Origin of the sequence: Algoriphagus resistens, assembly GCF_001442615.1 — a bacterium.
GTDB lineage: Bacteria > Bacteroidota > Bacteroidia > Cytophagales > Cyclobacteriaceae > Algoriphagus > Algoriphagus resistens.
In genome coordinates this window covers 83607-105898 of record NZ_LMXN01000016.1, presented here as the reverse complement: position 1 = coordinate 105898, position 22292 = coordinate 83607, and the positions used below count along the sequence as shown (strand labels likewise).

At 41.4% G+C, this 22292-nt stretch carries 22 protein-coding genes; 6 read left to right on the top strand and 16 right to left on the bottom strand.

Annotated elements, in window-relative coordinates; genetic code table 11:
• From AS141_RS22370 to AS141_RS22360, 3 genes are all read right to left on the bottom strand, one after another.
• Positions 1–417 carry a type II toxin-antitoxin system VapC family toxin gene (locus AS141_RS22370; RefSeq protein WP_057939939.1) on the bottom strand — a complete coding sequence of 139 codons (417 nt, stop codon included), beginning with the start codon at positions 415–417 and terminating at the stop codon, positions 1–3.
• Complete coding sequence (locus AS141_RS22365; protein ID WP_057939938.1) at positions 414–668, bottom strand: DUF6364 family protein; 255 nt, start codon at positions 666–668, stop codon at positions 414–416. The genes AS141_RS22370 and AS141_RS22365 overlap by 4 nt, the downstream gene beginning before the upstream one ends.
• Positions 669–800: 132 nt before the next feature.
• Complete coding sequence (locus tag AS141_RS22360) at positions 801–1916, bottom strand: DUF4407 domain-containing protein (RefSeq protein WP_057939937.1); 1116 nt, start codon at positions 1914–1916, stop codon at positions 801–803.
• A 300-nt stretch (positions 1917–2216) separates the two neighbouring features.
• Between AS141_RS22360 and AS141_RS22355 the strand changes: the two genes are divergently transcribed.
• The 3 genes from AS141_RS22355 (at position 2217) to AS141_RS22345 (ending at position 5120) form a co-directional block, all read left to right on the top strand.
• Positions 2217–2873 carry a GDSL-type esterase/lipase family protein gene (locus AS141_RS22355; RefSeq protein WP_057939936.1) on the top strand — a complete coding sequence of 219 codons (657 nt, stop codon included), beginning with the start codon at positions 2217–2219 and terminating at the stop codon, positions 2871–2873.
• A gap of 508 nt (positions 2874–3381) precedes the next feature.
• Positions 3382–4485, top strand: a complete 1104-nt coding sequence (msrB, locus tag AS141_RS22350; protein WP_057939935.1) for a peptide-methionine (R)-S-oxide reductase MsrB — start codon at positions 3382–3384, stop codon at positions 4483–4485.
• A gap of 227 nt (positions 4486–4712) precedes the next feature.
• Positions 4713–5120 (top strand): hypothetical protein, encoded by a 408-nt coding sequence (locus tag AS141_RS22345; protein ID WP_057939934.1) that lies wholly within the window; start codon positions 4713–4715, stop codon positions 5118–5120.
• Here the strand turns inward: AS141_RS22345 and AS141_RS22340 are convergent, their stop codons facing one another.
• Positions 5121–5552 (bottom strand): Dabb family protein, encoded by a 432-nt coding sequence (locus tag AS141_RS22340; protein WP_057939974.1) that lies wholly within the window; start codon positions 5550–5552, stop codon positions 5121–5123.
• Positions 5553–5712: 160 nt separating this feature from the next.
• Here AS141_RS22340 and AS141_RS22335 point away from each other — a divergent pair, with 160 nt between their 5' ends.
• Positions 5713–6906: a hypothetical protein gene (locus AS141_RS22335; protein WP_057939933.1), complete on the top strand. Its 1194-nt coding sequence runs from the start codon at positions 5713–5715 to the stop codon at positions 6904–6906.
• Positions 6903–7916 carry a 2-hydroxyacid dehydrogenase gene (locus AS141_RS22330; protein ID WP_057939932.1) on the top strand — a complete coding sequence of 338 codons (1014 nt, stop codon included), beginning with the start codon at positions 6903–6905 and terminating at the stop codon, positions 7914–7916. Before AS141_RS22335 ends, AS141_RS22330 begins: the two co-directional genes overlap by 4 nt.
• Before the next feature lie 75 nt (positions 7917–7991).
• Here the strand turns inward: AS141_RS22330 and AS141_RS22325 are convergent, their stop codons facing one another.
• From AS141_RS22325 to trxA, 12 genes are all read right to left on the bottom strand, one after another.
• The gene (locus tag AS141_RS22325; protein ID WP_057939931.1) at positions 7992–8186 is read right to left on the bottom strand and encodes a cold-shock protein; all 195 of its coding nucleotides are present in this window, start codon (positions 8184–8186) and stop codon (positions 7992–7994) included.
• A 5-nt stretch (positions 8187–8191) separates the two neighbouring features.
• Positions 8192–8473 carry a cold-shock protein gene (locus AS141_RS22320; protein ID WP_232424989.1) on the bottom strand — a complete coding sequence of 94 codons (282 nt, stop codon included), beginning with the start codon at positions 8471–8473 and terminating at the stop codon, positions 8192–8194.
• A 10-nt stretch (positions 8474–8483) separates the two neighbouring features.
• The gene (locus AS141_RS22315) at positions 8484–9692 is read right to left on the bottom strand and encodes a DEAD/DEAH box helicase (protein ID WP_057939930.1); all 1209 of its coding nucleotides are present in this window, start codon (positions 9690–9692) and stop codon (positions 8484–8486) included.
• A 9-nt stretch (positions 9693–9701) separates the two neighbouring features.
• Complete coding sequence (locus AS141_RS22310; protein WP_232424988.1) at positions 9702–10673, bottom strand: fatty acid desaturase family protein; 972 nt, start codon at positions 10671–10673, stop codon at positions 9702–9704.
• Positions 10674–11218: 545 nt separating this feature from the next.
• Positions 11219–12565: a hypothetical protein gene (locus AS141_RS22305; RefSeq protein WP_157243553.1), complete on the bottom strand. Its 1347-nt coding sequence runs from the start codon at positions 12563–12565 to the stop codon at positions 11219–11221.
• Positions 12562–13608: a c-type cytochrome gene (locus tag AS141_RS22300; protein WP_057939927.1), complete on the bottom strand. Its 1047-nt coding sequence runs from the start codon at positions 13606–13608 to the stop codon at positions 12562–12564. The genes AS141_RS22305 and AS141_RS22300 overlap by 4 nt, the downstream gene beginning before the upstream one ends.
• Before the next feature lie 100 nt (positions 13609–13708).
• On the bottom strand, positions 13709–14425 hold the full coding sequence (locus tag AS141_RS22295) for an acyl-[acyl-carrier-protein] thioesterase (protein ID WP_057939926.1): 717 nt from the start codon (positions 14423–14425) through the stop codon (positions 13709–13711).
• Entirely contained in the window at positions 14422–15597 is a 1176-nt protein-coding gene (locus tag AS141_RS22290; protein WP_057939925.1) for an MFS transporter, read from the bottom strand. The genes AS141_RS22295 and AS141_RS22290 overlap by 4 nt, the downstream gene beginning before the upstream one ends.
• Positions 15598–15857: 260 nt before the next feature.
• Complete coding sequence (locus tag AS141_RS22285) at positions 15858–16343, bottom strand: DUF6691 family protein (protein ID WP_057939924.1); 486 nt, start codon at positions 16341–16343, stop codon at positions 15858–15860.
• 11 nt (positions 16344–16354) lie between these two features.
• The gene (locus AS141_RS22280; RefSeq protein ID WP_057939923.1) at positions 16355–16936 is read right to left on the bottom strand and encodes a YeeE/YedE family protein; all 582 of its coding nucleotides are present in this window, start codon (positions 16934–16936) and stop codon (positions 16355–16357) included.
• Between the two features lie 286 nt (positions 16937–17222).
• A complete protein-coding gene (locus AS141_RS22275; protein ID WP_057939922.1) occupies positions 17223–18644 on the bottom strand; it encodes an MBL fold metallo-hydrolase in 1422 nt (473 codons plus the stop codon).
• Positions 18645–18811: 167 nt separating this feature from the next.
• Positions 18812–19132 carry a thioredoxin gene (trxA, locus tag AS141_RS22270; protein ID WP_057939921.1) on the bottom strand — a complete coding sequence of 107 codons (321 nt, stop codon included), beginning with the start codon at positions 19130–19132 and terminating at the stop codon, positions 18812–18814.
• Between the two features lie 167 nt (positions 19133–19299).
• Here trxA and AS141_RS22265 point away from each other — a divergent pair, with 167 nt between their 5' ends.
• A complete protein-coding gene (locus AS141_RS22265; RefSeq protein WP_057939920.1) occupies positions 19300–22281 on the top strand; it encodes a glycosyltransferase family 117 protein in 2982 nt (993 codons plus the stop codon).
• Positions 22282–22292: the final 11 nt, after the last annotated feature.

Sequence of the window (22292 nt, the reverse complement as noted above, 5' to 3'; positions counted from 1 at the left end):
TCAAAAGATATATTCCTTCAAAAAATCCTCACATCCCAGCACAGGTATTTTGGAATAGTAAAACCCACCCAAATCTTCTGTTACGATGACTTCACAATCACTTCCCAAAGCAGAGTAATACTTCAAGCCATCTTCAAAATCCTGCACTTGCCGGTCAGATAACATATGATCACAAACCATTTGATCCACCACAGTCATTGAAATCTTTTTGGACAGCATTTCGATCTTCAGCTTCGCAATATCGGAATCAGATTTCTTTTCAGAAAAGTAAAATGCTATTGCGAGACAAATTGGAGAAGTGTAAAGACTGATCCCAGAGCGGTCAGCCAAACTAAATACCCGCGAAGAAATCGGAAATAAAGGGTATTCCTTGTTCAAGACAGAGACCAAGATATTCGCATCAAGGAAAATCCTCATTTCTTGGACGAGAAAAACCCATCTTTCAACTCTTTTCTAGTTTGAGATTTTCGGTATTCGACTCTGCCCTCAGCGACAAAATCAACCCAATCAGAAACGGGTAACTCCTCAAGAGACTTGTAGTTTTTAGAGGTAATCTTGGAATAGAGATATTCTGTCAACCTAGAAAGACTGATGCTGTTTTCTTCGGCAAAAGACTTCGCCCGATCTATTACATCTTTGTTAAATGATAGTGTGACTTTCGCATCCATAACCGTTGGCTTTATTACGTATATATTTTTTTTTATACGTAAAACTTATCTAATAAGCCACTTTTTTTGCAATACACTAAAAATCAGACACTAGTAATCATACCCTATATAAACCAACACACCCAAAAACTGCTAAACCTTAAATTCCGAATCAATCTTGGCTATTTCAGCATCAGCTTGAGCCTTATTTTTTCGATTGGTTTTCTCCTTCTGAAGATCCGTTGCATAAAAGTGGGTGTCTTGAAAATAACCTACTCTAGCTTCAGATTCTCCCTTGGCAAAAGTCCATTTTTCACCTTTGAAAAGCCTAACTTTATCTTCATGAAGTTCCAAATACTCATCATAAGGCCCACGTGGTGAGATCAATTTCACAAAGATGGGTGCAGTTTCGATAGCTACAAAAAGCAACATGATGAAAATATTGGCCATTGCCATTGCTGAGCTTTCTTCAGTTAAGGAATCCAAAGCATCCATCCTAGCCGCCAATCCGTCAAACCCCTCGATCCCTGGTTGCTGTTTTTCAAATTCCCGTTGACGCAAAGCTACAAATTCACGGATCTGAGCTTCCAGGGTATCAATTCTAATCTGATTCCTCTCTACTAAATCATCCAACGTCGCTTGAGCAGCATCGAGTTGTTGCTCTTTCTTTTTGGCGTTACTTCCCAGACCAACAATTCCACTTGTACTTGTGGTTTTCTCCCCAAATCGTTCTGCATCATATTCGTCTTGAAGCTGATCACGATAGGCTACAAAATCAGTCACTTCTGCCTTCAGCGTGTCTATTTTAGCTTCCAATTCCCGAATTTCTGGAAAACCCTTAGCCAGATTAACTTTGGACTCTGTAATAAATTCAGTCCTTTTTTCATCTATCTTCCGATCAATTTCCCTTTCGAACATTTTGATTTCCAATGGCTTGGAAATCACTAGAGCTAACAAAACCGCCAATACTAGTCTAGGTATAGCCAATTTCCATTCGGACCAGGAATTTTCCTTTTTCCGCATACTGGATACAATAAATCGGTCCAGATTAAAAATCATCAGTCCCCATAGCAAGCCAAAGAATATCGCCGGCCATACCGACTGGAAAACCGTAAACAAAGCATACCCCGCTGCCAAAGCAGCCAGAACTCCAGTGAAAAATACTGTAGCACCGATGCCTATATATTTATTGGATTCAGTTGGTGACCTCTTGAGCAGAGAGAAATTAGCTCCACTACAAAACCAGAAAAAACGAGTAATGTGCTCCATGTGGGGAAATTAGGTTGATCTGAGTAAATAGATAACGCTAAAACTCCTCCAAAAAAGATGAGGACCTCAACCCAGTCAGCGGTTTGTGACTAAATTTCAAAAAACCGGCCTCCACACTCCTAATTACGCGAAAAAATGTTACGAAAAGAGTTTATTCCCAATCCGCGGACAATCCTTCTGGAATGACCGAACTGTCCGTAACCGGACTTTAACTGATCATTTCTGTCCAGGATATCGAGGAAAAAGAATATGAGGAAAAAGAATTTCACATTTCATAGGTCACATTCTTATATTTAAGTTATGAAAACATACAAATCCATACTCCTTTCTTTCCTGTTTCTTTCAGCCATACAATTCAGCTTTTCTCAGGACGTTCCCTTCCAGGAGGAAGTAAATAAACGTGCGAAAGAGATAGATGATGCCGGCTGGGAAAAGGGAAGTGCAGTTTTCACCGGAAGTTCCAGTGTGAGAATGTGGAAAAATCTTCAGGAACAATTTCCAAATGTAGCTATTATCAACTCAGCTTTTGGTGGATCTCGCGCAGATCAACTTTTGATTCACATAGATAAAACTGTGCTTCGATTCGAACCATCCAAAGTCTTCATCTACGAAGGTGACAACGATATCAATGCAGGTCAGGAAGTATCCACAATCATGGCAAATTTTGATGATTTGGTCACTCAAATCCACCAAATGTATCCAAATACAATTGTGAATCTGATTGCGGCTAAACCAAGTCCTTCCCGCTGGGACAAAAAAGCGTCCTATGAGGCATTGAACGACCTGATTAGACAATATGCCACTACACATGATAATGTAAATATTGTGAATGTCTGGGATATCATGCTCGATGATTCAGGCAATCCTAGATCAGATATTTTTATAGAAGACAACCTCCATATGAATGAAAAAGGATACGCTCTTTGGAAAGAGATTTTCACGCCCTTTTTGAAGTAAAAGTTACAACTCTACAAGAAATTTAAACCAGCGGATTGAATTCATCTGAATACAATCCGCTGGCTTTTTTTGTGAACTTAGTATTTAGGATAAACAGAGTGATTGCAAAGACAATTTCTCCCCAAAAGCCAGGAATACGTGAAATGAAATAGCGTGCACCTTAAGCTTCATTTTATTCAAAACCTGTCTTGATAGAACCTAATGTAAATGCGTGAGAGTCTTGAAAATGAACTTTGAGGAATTATTTTAATTTAGATTAGCTTTTAATCTAAAACCCTAGGCTTATTGTTGAACCATCACTTGATAGGTACATCCAATGATAACTATTGAATAATGGCTCTCACTAGACCCGGTCATCAGTTTATTCTAATTTTCTCAAATAATACATGCTGGAGGTCAAACCAAGAACACCTAGTGCTCGTATTTTAGCTTACTCCCTAAAAGTAGAATTGCTAAATTGACCTATTAAGAGGCCAAAATTCTCAAAATTAAAAAAGGAACCAAAGTCATGCTTCAATCAAATAAACTTATTTTATCAGCAATAGGATTACTGCTTGGAATAACCTTCGCCTGCGGTAATACCCCAACAGGTAATAGCGAAATCAATTCGGCAGATGTGGACAAACTCGCTAATTATCAAGGGAAAACTGAATTAGCGACTTTTGCCGGCGGATGTTTCTGGTGTGTAGAGGCACCTTTTGAAGGAATCGACGGAATTATTACTGTGATTTCTGGATATGCCGGCGGTAAGGAAAAGAACCCTACCTATAGCGAAGTATCCAATGGCAGAACATCTCATAGAGAATCCGTCCAAATCACATTTGACCCTGAAGTAATTAGTTACTCTGAATTGGTGGATATATTCTGGCAAACGTATGATCCAACGGACGTGGGAGGCTCATTTTATGACCGGGGTTCTCAATACGAATCTGCAATTTTCTATCATGACGCTACTCAGAAAACAGTTGCTGAAGAATCTAAGAAATTGTTGGACAAGTCCGGAAAATTCGACAAGCCTATTGCTACTCCGCTGATCAAGTACACCAACTTCTACCCCGCTGAAGAGTATCATCAGGATTACTACAAGAAAAGTCCCACGGATTATTATGCGTATAGAAATGGATCCGGTAGAGACAAATTCATCAAAGCCCACTGGCCAGAACTATCTGACAAGAAATATCCTGCACCTTCCAAATCTGAGTTGAAAAAGAGGTTAACGGATTTACAGTACGAAGTAACACAGGAGGATGCCACAGAATTGTCCTTTCAGAATGAATACAATGGCAATCATGAAGAAGGAATCTATGTTGACATTGTCTCAGGAGCTCCTCTTTTCAGTTCCAAAGACAAATATGAATCAGGATCTGGGTGGCCGAGTTTCACTAAGCCAATTGATGCCAGAGCACTTGAAAAGCCGACTGACGACGATCTAGGTATGCTCAGAGTGGAAGTCCGAAGTAAGTTTGGCAAAAGCCACGTCGGGCATGTATTCTACGATGGTCCTGAACCAACAAACCTTCGTTATTGTATGAACTCAGCAGCAATGAAATTCATACCCAAAGAAGAAATGGAATCTGCAGGATATGGTGATTACCTATGGTTAGTCAATTAAGCAACAGGGAATATTTTTTATGAGTGTCCGTAAGCATGCATGTACTAGAATTATGCCTGGTTCTAGTCTGCCCACCCCCATTTAAGAAAAAGGGAATTGCCAAATTTGAATTCTAGCATCACCTCCACGTACAAATGTTCAGCTAAACGGATACAAATAATATTTTTTGATAACTTTTAAAATAAAAATCAAGCCGATTTCTATCTTTACCTAAACTCTCTCTCGTTATGAAAAAATTCGCGTGGATTGCCGGTATTATTTTAATCGGAGTTTTAGCTGGGATATTTTGGTACAAATTCTACTTTGTGTTTGGAGAAGGTGTGAAAGCAGGAAGCTTGAATTACTTCGTGAAAAAAGGAGTTGTATTCAAAACTTATGAAGGCAGGGTAGTTCAGGAAGGCTTTCAGAGTCCGACTGCAGGTGGATTGCAGAGCAATGAGTTTCGGTTCAGTGTAGTAGACAGCGAGATAGCAGAGCAACTGGAAAGAGCTTCTGGTAAATTTGTGGAACTTCGCTACAAAGAATATAACGGAATGCTACCGTGGAGAGGTACTAGTAACTTCGTGGTGACAGAAGTCCTTACTGTAAATAATTCGGGCAAAACTGATGGATCAGCTTTGCCCTTTGATCAATAGCTAAGGTCTTGTCCAATAATCTACCACAGTCACCTTATCCAAATGAGGCCCAAGGATCTCACCAAACGCGGCATGAGCAGGGTGGGGCAAATAGGCATCTCTCGCTTCTTCTGAATGGAAAGTGAGAACAAATGCATGAGTCAACCCCTGATTTAATCCTTCGGGACTGGAATTTGTACCCCATTCAAAATTTTCGATTCCTTCTATTTCATTCTGAAGGTTCCTGAAAGCATCCACTACTGATTGGATATCTTCTGGTGAGGACGTTTCTTTGAAGCTAAAAAAAACATTGTGTCGTAGTACTGAATCAGGTTTTGCAGTCATAGGTTCTTCTCGTATTTCTTCTGTGATTTCGTTTTCGGTATTTTTTTCTTCCTTTTGAGCACAAGAGAATGCCAAAAGTAAGGGAAGGAAGTAAATAAGTTTTTTCATAGTTGTTTGATTTTTTGCCAATCTAGGGAGATTCATCAAAAAATTCTAAATCTCTTGGCAATTGCTAATCACATCGCTAAATAATTTATAGAAAATAGGCTTTTTGTAATATTCAATCTATATTAAACGAAAATTTAGTAGATCTACGAAATATACGAAAATGAAAAACCCCGATTGTTCTACCCTTATAGTTTACATATTAATCCTATTATTTACTGCTGGCTGCACCACTAAAAATGATGGTGCTAATGACACCTCAGCTCTTGATAAAATAAGCTATGAAATCGTCAAAGTAGATTCCTTTCAAGTCAATAATTTTACCAGAATAAATATTCTTGACTATAGTCCGGAAGAAAAAATCTACTTAGGCTATTCCCTTACAGAAGATGATATCCTTGAGATTTCAGAAGACGGGGAAATTCTAGCACGTGAACATAAGAAAGGGGATGGACCTGGATTGTATGGAAACTGGAATCCAATAGGTTTAGGTTTTGGTCCCGACGGACAAAGAATCGTGGAATTGCCTTTTCAGGTAATCAGCTATGACAAAAACTACGGAATTTTACATCAGCATAGAATCATGTCCCCTCTTCCTATCCGCGCTAATACGCCACTGGGCAGACCACCATATTTTCAAAATAATGACACTACTAAGTTATTGGTGGGGCCAAGCAACTACCTCACGGCAACTTATCTTATCCATGACCAAGAAGGGAAAGATACGCTTCAGAATTTTTATCAGCTAAACCTACAAAGCGGTGCGGTGAAAAGTGTCGTTCCTTACGAATCCAGTTCTATTTATAATTCAACAGAAAACATCTACACCGAATTAATGGGGAAATCATTTTTTATCGACCATGAGCGCAATGAATTGGTGCTTGTCCATGATTTAGAAAGAAAAATACTAATCTATAATTTACCGGATTTCTCATTGAACAGATCTATTCCAATTTCTCATTCGGAATTCAAGACCTATTCCCCCGTTCCTGTAGGTACTTCTTTTTCGGATGAAAGTGCAAGCGCGTTAAACAGATTATCGGCAAGAAATCAGAAGCTTTTTAACTTGGGTAATACCATATACATCTTACAATATTTTACGGGAATAACCCAGGCAGAATTTGACAGCAGACATACTGAAGAGAAACCCTATGTGGGGAAATTTGATACGAAGGAACAAAGGATATTGGTTTTTCGAAATGGCAAACAGGTACCACAGGAGCTGGCAGGGATAGTGGGGAGTTTAGTTCTTTCACTCCCTGACAACAAAATTCTAGTTCAAGAGCGTGAAAATTCTGAAATTGAGGAAGAGTTTACTCGCTTTTCCATCTATCAACTTCGTTCAAAATCGCCATGAGAGTTGCCTTTTTCAGTACCAAATCCTACGACAGACAGAGCTTCGATCATCTGCTGCCTGATTACAAGCACAAAGTAACCTATTTCGAGGCCAAACTCGATAGAAACACGGTAGCTCTTGCAAAAGGCCATGATGCAATCTGCACATTTGTAAATGATTGCCTGGACGAAACCATACTGGATCAGCTCCATGAGATGGGCATCAAAGCCATTGTCCTAAGATGTGCTGGTTATAATCAGGTTGACCTGAAAATGGCTGCAAAATTGGATATCAAATTATGCCGTGTGCCTGCCTATAGTCCAGAAGCAGTTGCTGAGCACGCTCTAGCTCTTTTAATGACACTAAGCCGAAAAACCCACAAGGCTTATAATCGTGTGAGAGACAATAACTATTCCATAGAAGGACTCACAGGATTCAATATTAATGGAAAGACTACTGGAGTAATCGGTACAGGCGCGATAGGCAAGGCATTCTGCAAAATCATGTTGGGTATGGGATGCAAGGTCCTTGCCTACGACATCTATGAAAATGAAGAACTCAAAAGAATGGGTGTAAGGTACATGCCGCTTGAAGAGCTATTAGCTGAAAGTGATATTATATCTCTTCACTGCCCATTGAATGCTGACACCTTTCATCTGATCAACGAAAACACACTGTCACACATGAAAGATGGCGTAGTATTGATCAATACTAGCAGAGGTGCCTTGATAGATTCGAAAGCAGTTATTAACGCCTTGAAAAGCAGAAAAGTAGGAAATCTGGGAATTGATGTTTATGAGCAAGAAGAAGACCTCTTTTTTCAAAACCGATCGGAAGAGATCCTTCAGGATGAGCAAATAGCACGATTGATGACATTCCCAAATGTCCTAATTACGGGACACCAGGCATTCCTTACCAATGAGGCGCTGGTACATATTTCTGAAACTACACTACAGAACTTGGACGAATTAGCATCTGGGGGTAAGCTTTCCAATGAAGTGAAGTATCAACCTAAAGGCCACAAAAATTAGTACAAAAAATGCCTGCAAATCATAGATCTGCAGGCATCAGCATTGTATTCTATAGCCGGGATATCCCGATATGGATTACTTAACTACTTTTACGTTCACAGCGTTAACGCCTTTTTTACCTTGAACAACGTCAAAGGTAACCTGATCGTTTTCGCGGATTTCGTGTACTAGACCTGAGTGATGTACAAATACATCTTCACTGTTGTCTGCTGGTGTAATAAAACCAAAACCTTTGGTTGTGTTAAAGAATTTTACTGTTCCTTCATTCATGATTACTAACTTTTTAAATTGGTGTTTCTATTAAATTTTTGATGTTGTGTATTCTGTGCTCTAGCCGGATTCTGAGGCCTAGGAGCATTTTCCTTTTTCGGTGGCTCTGGTTCTGGAGGAGTGTCCGAGATGTTACCAAACTCATCCACATACGCAATCATATCGTCCAGATCTCCGCTCTTCGGCTGATCCTTACGAGCAGCCATCTTTTCTTGCTTTTCTCTCTTTTTTCTCTTTTTAAGTTCTGCTTTTTGCTTTTTAATGAATGTGTTTTGGTTTTTTGACATTGCGACGATTTTAATTGACAAATGTTATGGCCCTGCCGGTTTTTCCGGCTCTACCCGTCCGGCCTATTCTGTGGATATAACTATCCATAGACATGGGAAGCTGATAATTGATCACATGGGTCACATCAGCTACGTCTATACCTCTGGCAGCTACATCAGTCGCTACCAGGACTCGAGTCATTCCGGTCTTGAACTCATCTATAGTTCTATTCCGGAAATTTTGGGACTTATTTCCATGAATCAACCCAGACTTAATACCGGACTGATTTAATTTCTTACTCAACTTATCCGCAAGTCGTTTAGTTTCAGTGAAGATAATCACCTTCTCCAAATCACTTCCTTTGAATAAATCAGCAAGTATATCAAACTTATCCTTACCTTCTGGCACACGGATAATTTCCTGATCTACATTCTCGCTCGTAGTTCCACCAGTATTTACTTTGATCTCTACAGGATTATTTAGCAATCCATCAATCAATGCCTTTTGGCCAGGCTCCAATGTCGCAGAGAACAGCATAGTCTGGCTCCTTTTTGTCATTGAATTTACGAGTTTTTTTACATCATGGACAAAACCCATATCTAACATGCGATCAAATTCATCCAGCACAAGCGTATTTACTCGATTGAGATGTAGTAATTTACGGTTTGCCAGATCCAATAATCTACCTGGAGTACCAACGATCACATGCAATTTTCTGCTCAAAGCCTTAAAGTCAGCGTTGATATTCGTACCACCTATGAAGGTATTGGAATACAAATTCATACCCTTACTAAGGCTTTTGAATTCCTCCTCGATCTGCAAAGCCAACTCCCGAGTTGGGGTTACGATCAAAGCAGTGAAATTCTGTGGATCTAATTTGGCATGCTCAATAATTGGGATCAAGAATGCACCGGTTTTGCCCGAACCTGTATTTGATATTCCAAGCAAATCTCTTCGTTCCATCAAGGCTGGAATAGCCTGCTCCTGGATATTAGTCATGGTTTCATACCCCTTTGCTTCGATATTTCTCAGCAAGGAAGCATTCAACTTAACACTTGAGAAAGGTGTCCCTGAACGAAAGCCTTCCTGTCCACTGGGTTGAGCCATTTTTACCAATAAATTCGGGTCTAGCTTCGACTCCTTCTTTTTATTTTGACCAGGTCTTGCTGCAGGACGAGAATTTCGTCTTTGGTTGGCTCCCGTGGCTGGTCTTATACTACTATTTCTATTACTGTTCATGATATATATTTAGGCTTTTACCGGCTCCATTTCGGGAGAGTTTCCCAATACATAGAGCATTTTAAAATGGTCCAATACAGCCATCAAAAAATGAGGTTTTGAGTAATAAGGCACATTGAATTCCTCCGCAGTTGCCTTTACAATTGGTGCTATATCCCTATAATGCACATGGCAAATATCTGGGAATAAATGATGTTCTACTTGGAAATTCAATCCTCCAACAAACCAAAATAACACATTTGATTTGGGTGCAAAATTGCAGGTCGTAGCCAACTGGTGTAATATTCTCTCTCCTTCTACGACACCATGGGTATCAGCTTTAGGAAAGTTCACTACTTCGACTATATGCGCGATCTGAAACACCATTGTAATGATAAATCCTGTCACAAAATGCATCATCACAAAGGCAAGAATTATCATTCCCACAGAAAAAGGAGAGAAAATAGTAGGCAACCCCAGTACAACAGAGAAGTAAGTGAGCTTAAGGAAGATCAATTTAACAATTCCCTTGTTGTATGCTTTCGATCCTCCTTTGACCAGGCCTTTATTATAATACCTGGTAAATCTGATGAAGTCTTTTGCTGTCACCCATGAAAGGGTAGAAAGGGAATAGAAGAACCAAGCGTATAGATGCTGGAATTTATGTAATCCATTTTTCTCAGCATTCGGAGAGAATCTCAAAAAGAATGGCGCATTGATGTCGTCATCATGCTCATCGATATTCGTATAGCTATGATGAAGCACGTTGTGTTGCAGGTGCCATACCATAGAGCTTGCACCAACCATGTCGAGAGTATAGCCGATCCAGGTATTTACTTTTTTATTTTTGGAATAAGAACCGTGGATTGCATCATGCATAACCCCCATACCCACTCCAGCCATTCCGAAAGCAGAAAACAAATAGCAGGCGAATAATTGGAATGTAGTGGTTGCCACGCCTGTGACCACCAATAAAAGCGGGACGACGTACAGGGATATCAAAATGATCGATTTAACAATCATCTGCGTATTTCCATACTTCGATTTGTTTAAGGACGTAAAATGTCCGTAAACTCGCTTTCTTAATGTTTGGGAGAATTCAGATAATTCTGATTCTGAGAACCTTACTGTCTTAATGGCACTGTGATTAAATTATAAATACTAATGTTTCCCGTGGGATTTTCTCTGCAGGTTTTAATTCTATGACCGGACTTGCCCGGAACTCATGAATTAAAAAAGTAGAAAGATGAAGAATTAAAACCTTTTGCGAGGGGAAACTCTTGAATTTGCTACTTAAGCAGGTTGATAATCAACGCATACTTTATTTCAAGTAAAAAGGTTTATCACATGGACAGCGCCTTTATGTGTACAAAGGTGAGCAGAAGATTCCGCATATCCTAATCCAACATCAAAGCTGCTTTACTTCTGAACGTTAGATTGATAGAAAATTGAAGCCTAATCCCTGAAAATTCGCTGATTGACTCGTTTTGAAGCAGTTATCAATTCACCCATGAACTTGAATTAAATAAGAAAATCTTTAGAATTCTTTAATTCCACCTCCAATTTATAATTCCATTTACATGAATCAAACCAATTTTATTATATTCTTGTCCTGGCTTTAAGCTCTGATTCCCAAGTGCTTTCTTGTTCATCATCAACAATTGAAAATCCAGTTTAGGGATTGATTTCGGTGTGTACTTCATTCCCAGATTGACTTGGCGATAGGAAGGCATATTGTATTTGTTCTCAGCTGGAGCATTCAGTGGGGGCAGCCAATGAAAGCCCAGATGCACAAATGCCTTCAAATTAGTATTGGGTATAAAATATTCCGCAAAGGCCGTAAGCGCATCCAAAGAGCTAAATCCTTCATTTCTCTCTCGGGGAATAAACGTGTACCAGGCATCTTTCCCCCATTCCCTTGGACTAAGCCAAAGTCCATCCCCTCCTACTTTCGTATAATTCAAGTCAAAATGCCAAGCAGACTTTTTGAAGCCAAATCGAGTGGAAATAACCCAATTTTTATCCTCTGGATTTTTGTACTGGAAAATCGGGTTTTCGCTTCCACCCTCGCCTACGCCAGACTGAAAACCTGCCTGCACGCCCCATAACAAAGTAATTCCTGTCTTGTTGTACTTCCAGCTTTTCTCCACATTTGTCCAAAATGTATTGGAAATATTTTGAACAAATGTATTGGACAAAGCAATACCTAAGTCCTCCCAATCCTTATCAATTTCAAGAATCCCTATCCATTCACTTTCGGTATTCCCGGCATACTGTGATGGCTCGCCATTTACATCTCGCCCAGCTGGAAATATCCCAATACTTTCCCCTACAGAAAGCCATTCACTCATCCCCCGCACACTCATTTTCCCAATTCCCCAAACAGAGAAGTTCCAACGATCATTTGTTGAAAACCAAAAATTCGCCCCTTCGATTCCTGTAGGGGAAAGTCTGCCGTCTTGCGCATTGACCCAAGCTGTATTGATCCCTATCCGACCGACAGCGGCGCCCCAATTGGAAGCGGAGTAACTCAGCGATAGACTCTCCAATTTCCCAAAAAAACGGTCCTTTGGATTTAGCAAATCAAATAACCCTACTTCGTACCGATTCTCCCCACCGCTTACAGGATCAGGGGAGGCAAGGTCACTACTCCATAGATTTGCAAAGACTCTATAGCCGACATGAAATTCCCAGTGCTCAGTATAGCTAAGCTTCGTCCCCAAACTCAAGCTAGTCCCCAATGCATAGTCATCTTTGAAGTCACTTCGATAACTTGTGTTCATCCAGAACATTCTTAGGTGGACATCAGGAGACACTTCAAGTTTTTTCTCTGGTTGTTGAGAAAATGCAAGAAATGGGAAGCAGACTAAAATCCCCAAAATGTATCTCATCATTTGCTCGCTGAAGCTTTCATCGACTTAAATGGCCCAAACTTATGCTGTTCTTCAGAAAAATCATCCGAGTAGGGGCCGAAAGGGTGATCCATCGGTTTCTTGGAAATATCTGGCCAGTCATTGGGGAAATCCCGCTTCGGCCTGTCCAAACTATTGACATAAGCAGCCACATCCCAAGCCTGCTCATCAGTGAGAATGGGATTTTCATAGGTTGCCCCGAAAGGCATATTTGCACGCACATACCCTGCAAACCTGGACATACGGAACAATCCTGCTCCTTCATTATAGCTGTGCTCCCCCCATAGAGGCGGATAAATATACCCGCTCCCATCAGCCTTCATTACTCCCTGGCCATCGGTCATGTGGCAAGTCACACATTGCCTTTCATAAATAGTTTTCCCTTTGACTGGATCAGCTGCACGATCAAGCAAGGGAACTTCATACAGCCCGGCACCTTTTGGCTTTTCCCCATCCGGCACATCTTTTCCCAGCCAATTCATGTAGGCTACTATGGCTTTCATTTCCTTGCTATCGTTGGCCAAAACCTCCCCGTTCAAGCTCCTCTGGAAGCATCCATTGATCCTCAGTTGAATATCTTCCGAATTCCCGGACCTTCCCCGCACTTTAGGATAGGTACTTTTGGCAGCTGAATAATTATTTCCAAGAGGAGCTGTCCCCGCCTGCAAATGACAATTCTGGCAATTCAATCCATTCGAAATCTTCCGCACCTTCCCATTTGGGCCAAGGTATTCGGACGTATTTGTAATGAGTGCCCGTCCGTATTTAATTTCATCAGCATTTGCCTGTTGATCCACCAAAGACCAATCCGGGGCTTGCCACATTCCTGCCGGATCCATCAAAGCAGTTAATTTCTGCACTTGAGGAGCTTCTGGAATTATGGCCATCGCTTCATGTCTGGGCTCAATCCCTATAGAATCAAAATATACTATTCCCCCGATCAAACCCACTAATAAACCAACCGCAAGCAGAAGCCCGGCGATGAGGGGGATGAGTTTTACCAATTGCTGTGAACCCTGAAACATAAGCACCTGATCAAGCTACAAAAATGATGGATTGCTAGCATAGAAAATGTGACCAAAATCACCTTACTTCTATAAATTATAACCTTTTACAGGTGTATTTTCATTTTGCCTCCGCCAGAAAAACCGGCTTACCTTCTACCGTTCCCTGCACAACAAAATGTCCATCGTGGTCATATAAATGAATATCCAACTCATCTCCCATGACACATTCTGCGAGGTAATTGATCAAAAAGGGAAGTGTATGACAGTCATTCTCACGAAGGATATTCTCTACCCAGCGCACGTAGCTGGTATTGTTGACATGATTGTTTAGATCCAGATCGGAATACCTGACTTTAACTTTTTCACTTTTAAGCAAAATTCCATGCAATCTGACCTTCTCTGGCTTCCACTTTGGTTTTTCATTGGGATCAAAAAGCTCAGGAGGAAGCGCATTTTCCGGCCTAAAAATGCGCTTGGTGGCAACATTCATCAGAACCCATGAACTCATCGCCCTAGCCAGGACACCTCCTTCAGGATCAGTGATCAAAAATTCACGAAATGCAAACAATTTATCCACTCCTCTACCAGCGGTAAAGATCTTGATCGAATCACCCCAAGAAGGCAAATCCTCACAAGTGATCGTGATACGGGCAAGAATCCAAGATAAATGTTGCTCCTGCAAAGTCCTTCCGAAATCAGCAGAATCAGCATGTCTCCATGCAATTTCCTGAAACAAATTAGCTAATGCTGTTAAGCTCAACTTCCCATCTGGGTCGACCTGATAAGACCGGACTTCAAAATCTTTTTGAAACTGAAAGGAAGAACTATGGCTCATTTAGCTCGATTAGGTGAGGGTTTTACCGGAATAAGAAAAACTGCTTTCCTGAAACTTGAAAGCACAGTTATTCCCAACCCGGCCACGGCAATAAGTGCAAAAGAGACTTTCAAATTAAATAATTCCGCAATAAATCCAATCAATGGGGGACCGAGCAAGAATCCAAAGAAAGAAATGGTAGAAACCAAAGCCAAAGCTACACTCGGCGAATACAGTTTCGAACGGCCAGCAATACTATAAGAAAGTGGGATAATAGAAGCTACGCCTAGACCAACCAGCAAAAACCCGGCAGTTGCCATGATCACAGTTGGGAATACTACTGCTAAGCTTAGTCCTACAAAGATCAAAACCCCACTCACCTGGATCACTTCTACTTTGGTATATCTGGCAGCTACTTTATCGGTAATAAATCTCCCTGAGGCCATTGCCCCCATAAACGCCACATACCCCAAGGCAATTAAAGAAGGGACTGACTGTACCACCTTCTTGAAATAAACCCCAGACCAGTCAAACATACATCCTTCTGCCATCATTCCAAGAAAAGCAATCAGACTGATTCTCAGTAAAAGCGCATCAGGTTTTTTCATCACCAATCCACTTCCACCTTCGGTGGTTTTCCGATCTTTGATAACATATCCCTTCGCACTCAAAATAATTACTATAGAAAGAACCATCACAGCTATATAATGCAGTGCAGGGGAAGCATTGAGAAAGATCATCCCTGCTCCGATACCAGCTCCAGTAAACCCCGCCAAACTCCACAATCCATGGAAAGAGGCCAAAATACTTTTCCCCATTTCATCCTCCAACGCCAAGCCTTGGGTATTCAGTGAAATGTTCATTACGTTACCCAGCATTCCATAAAGAACTAGAACCGGAACCAGCATGTATAATGAGGGACTCAATCCGATCAATGGTAAAGTCATAGCATAAGCAAAACTGCCAATCATGATCACCTTGCGGCTACCATACTGATGTACTGCCCAGCCTGCAATCGGTAAACCGATCACGGAACCCAAAGGAAGAAAAAGCAATAATGTCCCTAGCTGCCCTTCGGACAGATCAAACTTGGCCTGGATATCAGGGATCCTCGCTGCCCATGAGGCAAAGCAAAGCCCTACAAAAAAGAAAAAAGCCCCTAGGGCAACTCGTCTTTTGGAAAGTATGTTCATGTGAATAACTAGGTTTAAGAGGCTCACAAAAGTACGGAACATTCATTCAAAATCACCCGGGATCCTGAACATTGCTTCTGAAAACTAGTTACCTTAGCCCAACTCATCTTACCCCAATAACATGGAACTGGTCATAGCAGGAGCCGTAATCGTTACCGCCATTTTTATTGTGCGCTTTATTATCAAAAAAGTTTTTGACTGAAAAAGCCACTTCCTTTCCAGAAAGCGGCTTTCACCAACCAGTTTTCAAATTCTTTCCTTCAATTTGGCAGCTTATCCGAGAATCTCCCATACACCCAGGTTCCGGCGATAGCTGAGAGCAAGGTTACAATAACCACAGTAAACCCAGATCCGATCTGAGCAAAAAGCGGCCCCGGACATGCTCCGGTAATCGCCCAGCCTAGTCCAAAAATAAACCCTCCGATAATCTGCCCCTTCCGAAATTCCTTTTTCGGTATTTTGATTTCCTCACCTGCAATGGATTTAATTTTGAATCGCTTGATCAGTTGGATGGAAATGATCCCAGTTGCGATCGCAGAACCGATAACCCCATACATGTGAAAAGAGTCCAACCGGAACATTTCCTGGATTCTAAACCAAGAGATAATCTCAGCTTTCACAAACACGATTCCGAACAAAACCCCTAGAATCAAATACTTCATCAAAGCCAAACCTCGCTCTCCAGTCTCCTGAGAATTGGGGGAATCACAAACCACCTCTTGTATATTTTTTTCTGCTTCTTTCATTTTGCGAAGGGTTAAACTCCTATCAACTTCATTATCGGGGCCAAAAGTACCTGCGTCATCAGAAACCCACCAACCATAAAGAAAATGGTAGCGACTAAAGATGGCCACTGCAGGGAACTGATACCCATAATCGCATGTCCGGAAGTGCAACCTCCTGCGTAACGAGTTCCAAACCCAACCAAGAATCCTCCCAAAACAAAGAATACTATTCCTTTGGCCGTAAACAGATTTTTCCAGGAGAATATATCTGAAGGCATCAAACCGGAGAAATCGGTAATTCCCAAAGCAGCTAAATCAGCTTGGGTCTGTGTGGCAATTATTATTTCTTCAGGATTTGACATAAATGCGGTAGCCACAAAACCTCCGATTAAAACGCCAACTACAAATACCAGATTCCAGGTCTCTTTTCTCCAGTTATATTGAAAAAAAGGGATTTTTGCAGGAATACACATGGCGCAGACATGCCGAAGAGAGGATGAGATTCCAAAACTTTTGTTTCCCAAAATCAGCAAAGCGGGAACGGTAAGGCCGATCAGCGGTCCTGCCACATACCATGGCCAAGGCTGGGAAATCCAGTCAATAAATTGATTCATAAGTATTGTATTTGGGTGATTTAAACAGAGGACAGAAACCTGGTTTTCCTTGCTTGATTAGCTCGAAGACAGGTGACCAAAGCACCTCAATTCACGAGTTGTGCTTACTCAGTGATGCTTTTGCACTTTTTAAAAGCGGAAATCCACTGCTTGATGCTCAAAGCAAGTGGCATGTGAGGGCACATACCACTGCTCTAAAATCCTAGCTCTATCCTCTGGTTTCCTAACTCTTAGGCCTTGCATCTAACATCTAAAGCCTACTCTATTTATTCCAGTTACTTGATACTCAAAGCAACGTAGTTGGACAAACAAATTCTGAAATCTCAAACTCGCCGGATTCCTTCAGATCTTTGAATCCTCCATTAATATCAATAAGGTTGTCATAGCCTCTCGCTCTTAGGATAGAATTGAAAATCATCGAGCGGTAACCTCCGGCACAATGAACATAGTAAGTCTTGCTTTTATCAACCTTCAGCATGCTTTCATTGATGTAATCAAGTGGTGCATTTTCTGCATTCAATACATGTTCAGACTGAAATTCGGAGAATTTCCTCACATCTAATATATTCACCTCTCCCTTTTCCTTATTTATTTCCGCAAGTTCTGAAGCAGAAATCGAAGTAATCTGGTCTACCTCTTCACCTGATTTTTTCCAAGCTTCAAATCCACCTTTCAGGTAACCAATAGCGTAATCATATCCTACTCGTGCCAACCTAGTGACTACTTCCTCTTCTCTTCCTTCATCCGTAATCAGGAGAATCTGCTGCTTCAGGTCCGGAATCATAGCCCCTACCCATACGGCAAAACTTCCGTCGATTCCTATGTTAATTGAATTCGGCACAAATCCTTTGGCAAAAACCTGAGGAGCTCTGGTATCCAAAATCAAGGCGCCTGTGTCATTGGCAGCAGCTTCAAATTCCGCAGGTGTCAATGGCTTGACCCCTCTTTCTAAAACAGAATCAATACTGTCATATCCTTCGATATTCATCATCACATTCTGAGGAAAATAAGCTGGAGGCGGAGTTAAACCGGTAACCAACTGCTTCGTAAACTCTTCCTTGGTCATCTCCTGAAGCGCATAATTTGTCTTCTTTTGGTTGCCTAACGTATCCGAAGTCTCCTTGCTCATGTTTTTCCCACAGGCAGATCCTGCGCCATGGGCCGGATAGACAATCAAATCATCTGGCAAAGGCATGATTTTGTTCCTTAATGAGTCATATAAATAGCCTGCCAATTTATCCTGGGTCAAATCGGCCACTACTTTTTGCGCCAAATCAGGTCTTCCTACATCGCCGATAAACAAAGTATCTCCTGTAAATATTGCTTCCGAAACCCCTTCTTCATTGAACAGCAAGTAGCAAGAACTCTCCATGGTATGCCCTGGAGTATGAATTAACTTGATTTTCGCTTTACCAACCTGAAATTCCTCGCCGTCTTTGGCAATGTGCGCAGCAAATCCCAGCTTCATCTCAGTTGGCCCATAAACTATTTCCGCACCGGTTTTCTCAGCCAAATCAATGTGTCCTGAGACAAAGTCAGCATGGAAGTGTGTTTCGAACACGTACTTGATTTTTGCATTTCTTCGCTCGGCCTTCTCTATGTAGGGTTGCACCTCTCTTAGCGGATCGATTACCGCGGCTTCTCCCTCTGATTCTATGTAATAGGCTCCCTGAGCTAGGCAGCCTGTATAAATTTGTTCGACTTTCATATGATTATATTTTATTTTTCAATTGTTCTAAGGAATCTCGCATGGTTGAAAATCATCCAGTGTGTGACATTTTTCTTCACGCTCAATTTCATAGCTGTATATGTTCAATTCCTTCTCAAAAGTATAGCTTTGGGCTTTAGCGTAGAATGACTTTTGTCACACAAGACTTAGGGATTTTCTGCAATACTCGCTTTCAGCGTATTGACCAACTGATGGGCCGGAACCACCCCGGATTCTCTCCATAGGATTTTGCCTTTTTGGAAAAGGATTAAAGTCGGAACACCCCGGACCTGAAATTTACTGGCTGCCAATTGGTTTTTATCCACGTCAACTTTCAGAATTTTCACCTTATCACCCAGTTGTTTAGCAGCATCTTCCAAGATTGGCTGCATCATTTTACATGGACCACACCAAGTAGCAAAGAAGTCCACCAAGACAGCTTGGTCCCCATTTATCAGCTCCTGGAATGTTTTAGCTTTTGCACTCATGATTTCTGGTTTTTTGTCACAACAAAAGTAGACGCAAATTCAGTTCAACGGTGTAATTTTTATCACACAGCCAGCGTCGGCAAATACAGGGATGTTTTAAAATACCTAAAATCGCCCTAATTGGCATTTATTTTTTTTATTTTCGCCAGTCAAATTCCTTTTATTAAATGCTCAATTACAAGCAAATCAATAATCTGACCGGTTGGGTCGTTTTTGCGGTAGCTACGCTGGTTTACGTCCTTACTGTCGAACAAACTGCTAGTTTCTGGGATCCAGGAGAATTTATCGCAGTAGCTTACAAACTACAAGTACCTCACCCTCCAGGAGCTCCATTCTTTCTTCTGGTCTATCGCATGTTTAGTTTCTTTGCCTTTGGTGACCCTTTGCAGGTAGCTTATTGGATGAATATAGGAAGTGCACTATTCTCAAGCTTCTCGATACTATTCCTTTTTTGGTCCATTACATTGTTTGGGAAAAGGCTTTTCAAAGTAGTAGAAGGTCAGGAAAGCAAAGGGGAAACGATCACTTTGATGGGCGCTGGAATTGTAGGGGCGTTGGTTTACACTTTCTCAGACAGTTTCTGGTTTTCGGCTGTGGAGTCGGAAGTATATGCTATGTCTTCGTTTTTCACGGCCATTGTGATTTGGGCATTTTTAAAGTGGGATGTAATTAAAGATCCTCGTGAAGAGAACAAATGGATGATTTTCATTGCTTATTTGGTTGGGCTATCTATCGGAGTCCACTTACTCAACTTGGTGACCTTGCCTGCTTTGGCCCTTATCTATTATTTCAAAAAGTACGAAAACCCAACTTTCAAAGGTGGTTTTTTTGCCATGTTCCTCGGGGGGGTGGCATTGATTATCATTAACAATTTTATCATTCCGGGACTCCCAAGCTTAGCTGGATCCATGGAGATTTTCTTTGTCAACAGCATAGGCCTGCCATTTGGATCAGGAATCGTCGTATTCATGATCTTGTTTTTCGTAGCAGTATTTTATGCTTACAGGTATTCCCGAAAAAAAGGAAATGCTATTCTAAATACGTGCCTGCTGTCATTCATTTTCATCCTTATAGGATATTCCAGCTATGCGCTGATTGTAGTACGCGCCAACCAAAATCCGGTTATCAATGAAAATGCCCCAAAAGATATCATCAGCTATGTCTCTTACCTGAAGCGTGAGCAATATGGCTATAGACCTCTGCTTCATGGACAATATTTCACTGCACAGCTAGTATCTCAGGAAGAGGGAGCCCCTGTCTACATGAAAGGCAAGGACAAGTATGAGATCGTAGATTATTCTTTAGTAAACACCTACGATCCTACTAAGACGACTATTCTTCCCAGAGTCTATTCTACACAGGAAAGCCACAAGAGACTTTACCGTCAAAAGCTTGGTCTGCGAGAAGGCCAAGATCCTTCTTTTGGAGACAACCTGTACTTTATGTTCTCCCATCAGTTGGGTCACATGTACTGGCGCTACTTTATGTGGAATTTCTCCGGCAGAGAGTCCGATTTTAGCGATGCCCCGTGGATAGGAATCACGGATGCATTCAAGGATTATCCAGATTACATCACAGAGAATAAAGGCCACAACAATTACCTGATGCTTCCGCTTTTGTTGGGAATCATCGGTTTATTCTTTCAGGCTAAAGTTGATCCGAAGTCCTTCTACGTAAACTTGATGCTGTTCCTGATGATGGGTGTAGTGCTGGTACTTTACCTGAATTCCCCTCCGGTGGAGCCAAGAGAGCGTGATTATATCTATGTAGGTAGCTTCTACGCATTTGCGATCTGGATAGGCATCGGTGTAATGGCTATCGCCCATATGATCGGGAGAGCTAGCAAGAATCTGGCTACTGCCGGAATCATTGCGACGCTTCTTACCCTTCCGGTAGCGGGTCTGATGGCAGGCCAAAACTGGAATGACCACAACAGAAAAGGAAGATATTTCTCAGTGGATTCTGCCAGAAACTTCTTGGCATCCTGTGCCCCAAATGCTATTCTATTCACAGGCGGTGATAACGACACTTTCCCGCTGTGGTATGTGCAGGAAGTGGAAAACTTCCGGACTGACGTCAGAGTGATCGTATTGAGTTATTTTGATACGGACTGGTATGTAGAGCAAATGACCAGACCAGTAAATGAATCCGAAGCATTACCGTTCAGTCTAGATGCCAACCGTTACCAAAAAGGCACAAACGATGTGTTATACGTGATGGAAAGAGAAGGCATGAATGCAATTTCTGCAAAAGAATATCTGAAACTTTTGAACTCGGGATCTGATCTTCTGAAAATGGAAACCGGTGGGAAATCTGTTGCCAACATGGTGCCTTCCAGAAACTTGATTTTGGAAGTTGACAGCTCAGCAATTGCCAATAAAGATATTATCCCTGAAGAGTTTGCTCCTTTGTTTTCTCCTCAAATGAATATGCAGATTACCGGCAACTATGTCACTAAGGGCACATTAATGTTAATTGACTTAATTACCTCCAATAATTGGGATAGACCAATCTACTTCAATAACACATCTCTTGCTACAATTGGGATCAACATCCAGGATCACGTGGTGATGGAAGGCTTGACTTACCGGTTGCTTCCAGTAAGGAAGCCTGATTATGTACGCGACGAGCTGGTTAATGCTGATTTGGCCTATGAAAACTACATGACCAAGTTCTCTTTCCGTGGCATGGACAATCCTGATGCATATTTGGATGAGGAATATAGAAGATTTGCTTCCAACCACCGAAGTGCGCTGAACAGCATCGTAATTGCACTGCTTGATGAAGGAGATATGGAAAAAGCTGCTACTTTGTTAAACTATGGCCTTGAAGTCATGCCAAACGAAGCTATTCCTTATGATCTGTCCAGCGGCCAATCTGCTCCACTGTTCTTTGAGGTAGGGGAAGATGAAAAAGCGCTTGACATCATCGACAAAGTATCGAAGAAATCATTGGATATGATCGAGTTCTATACCAGAGAAAAACGGGATTATGACCGTGAAATGATGATTTCGATTGAGATGATTAAGTATTTCATCCCACTTTTGGAAGAAAGAGGTTATCAGGAAAAAGCCCAAGAGCTTAAGCTTAGAATGGAGCAATTCCTCGGTCCGCAGCAAAGTGGCGGAGGGGTGCTGGATAGAAGGTAAAATCAGTTTAT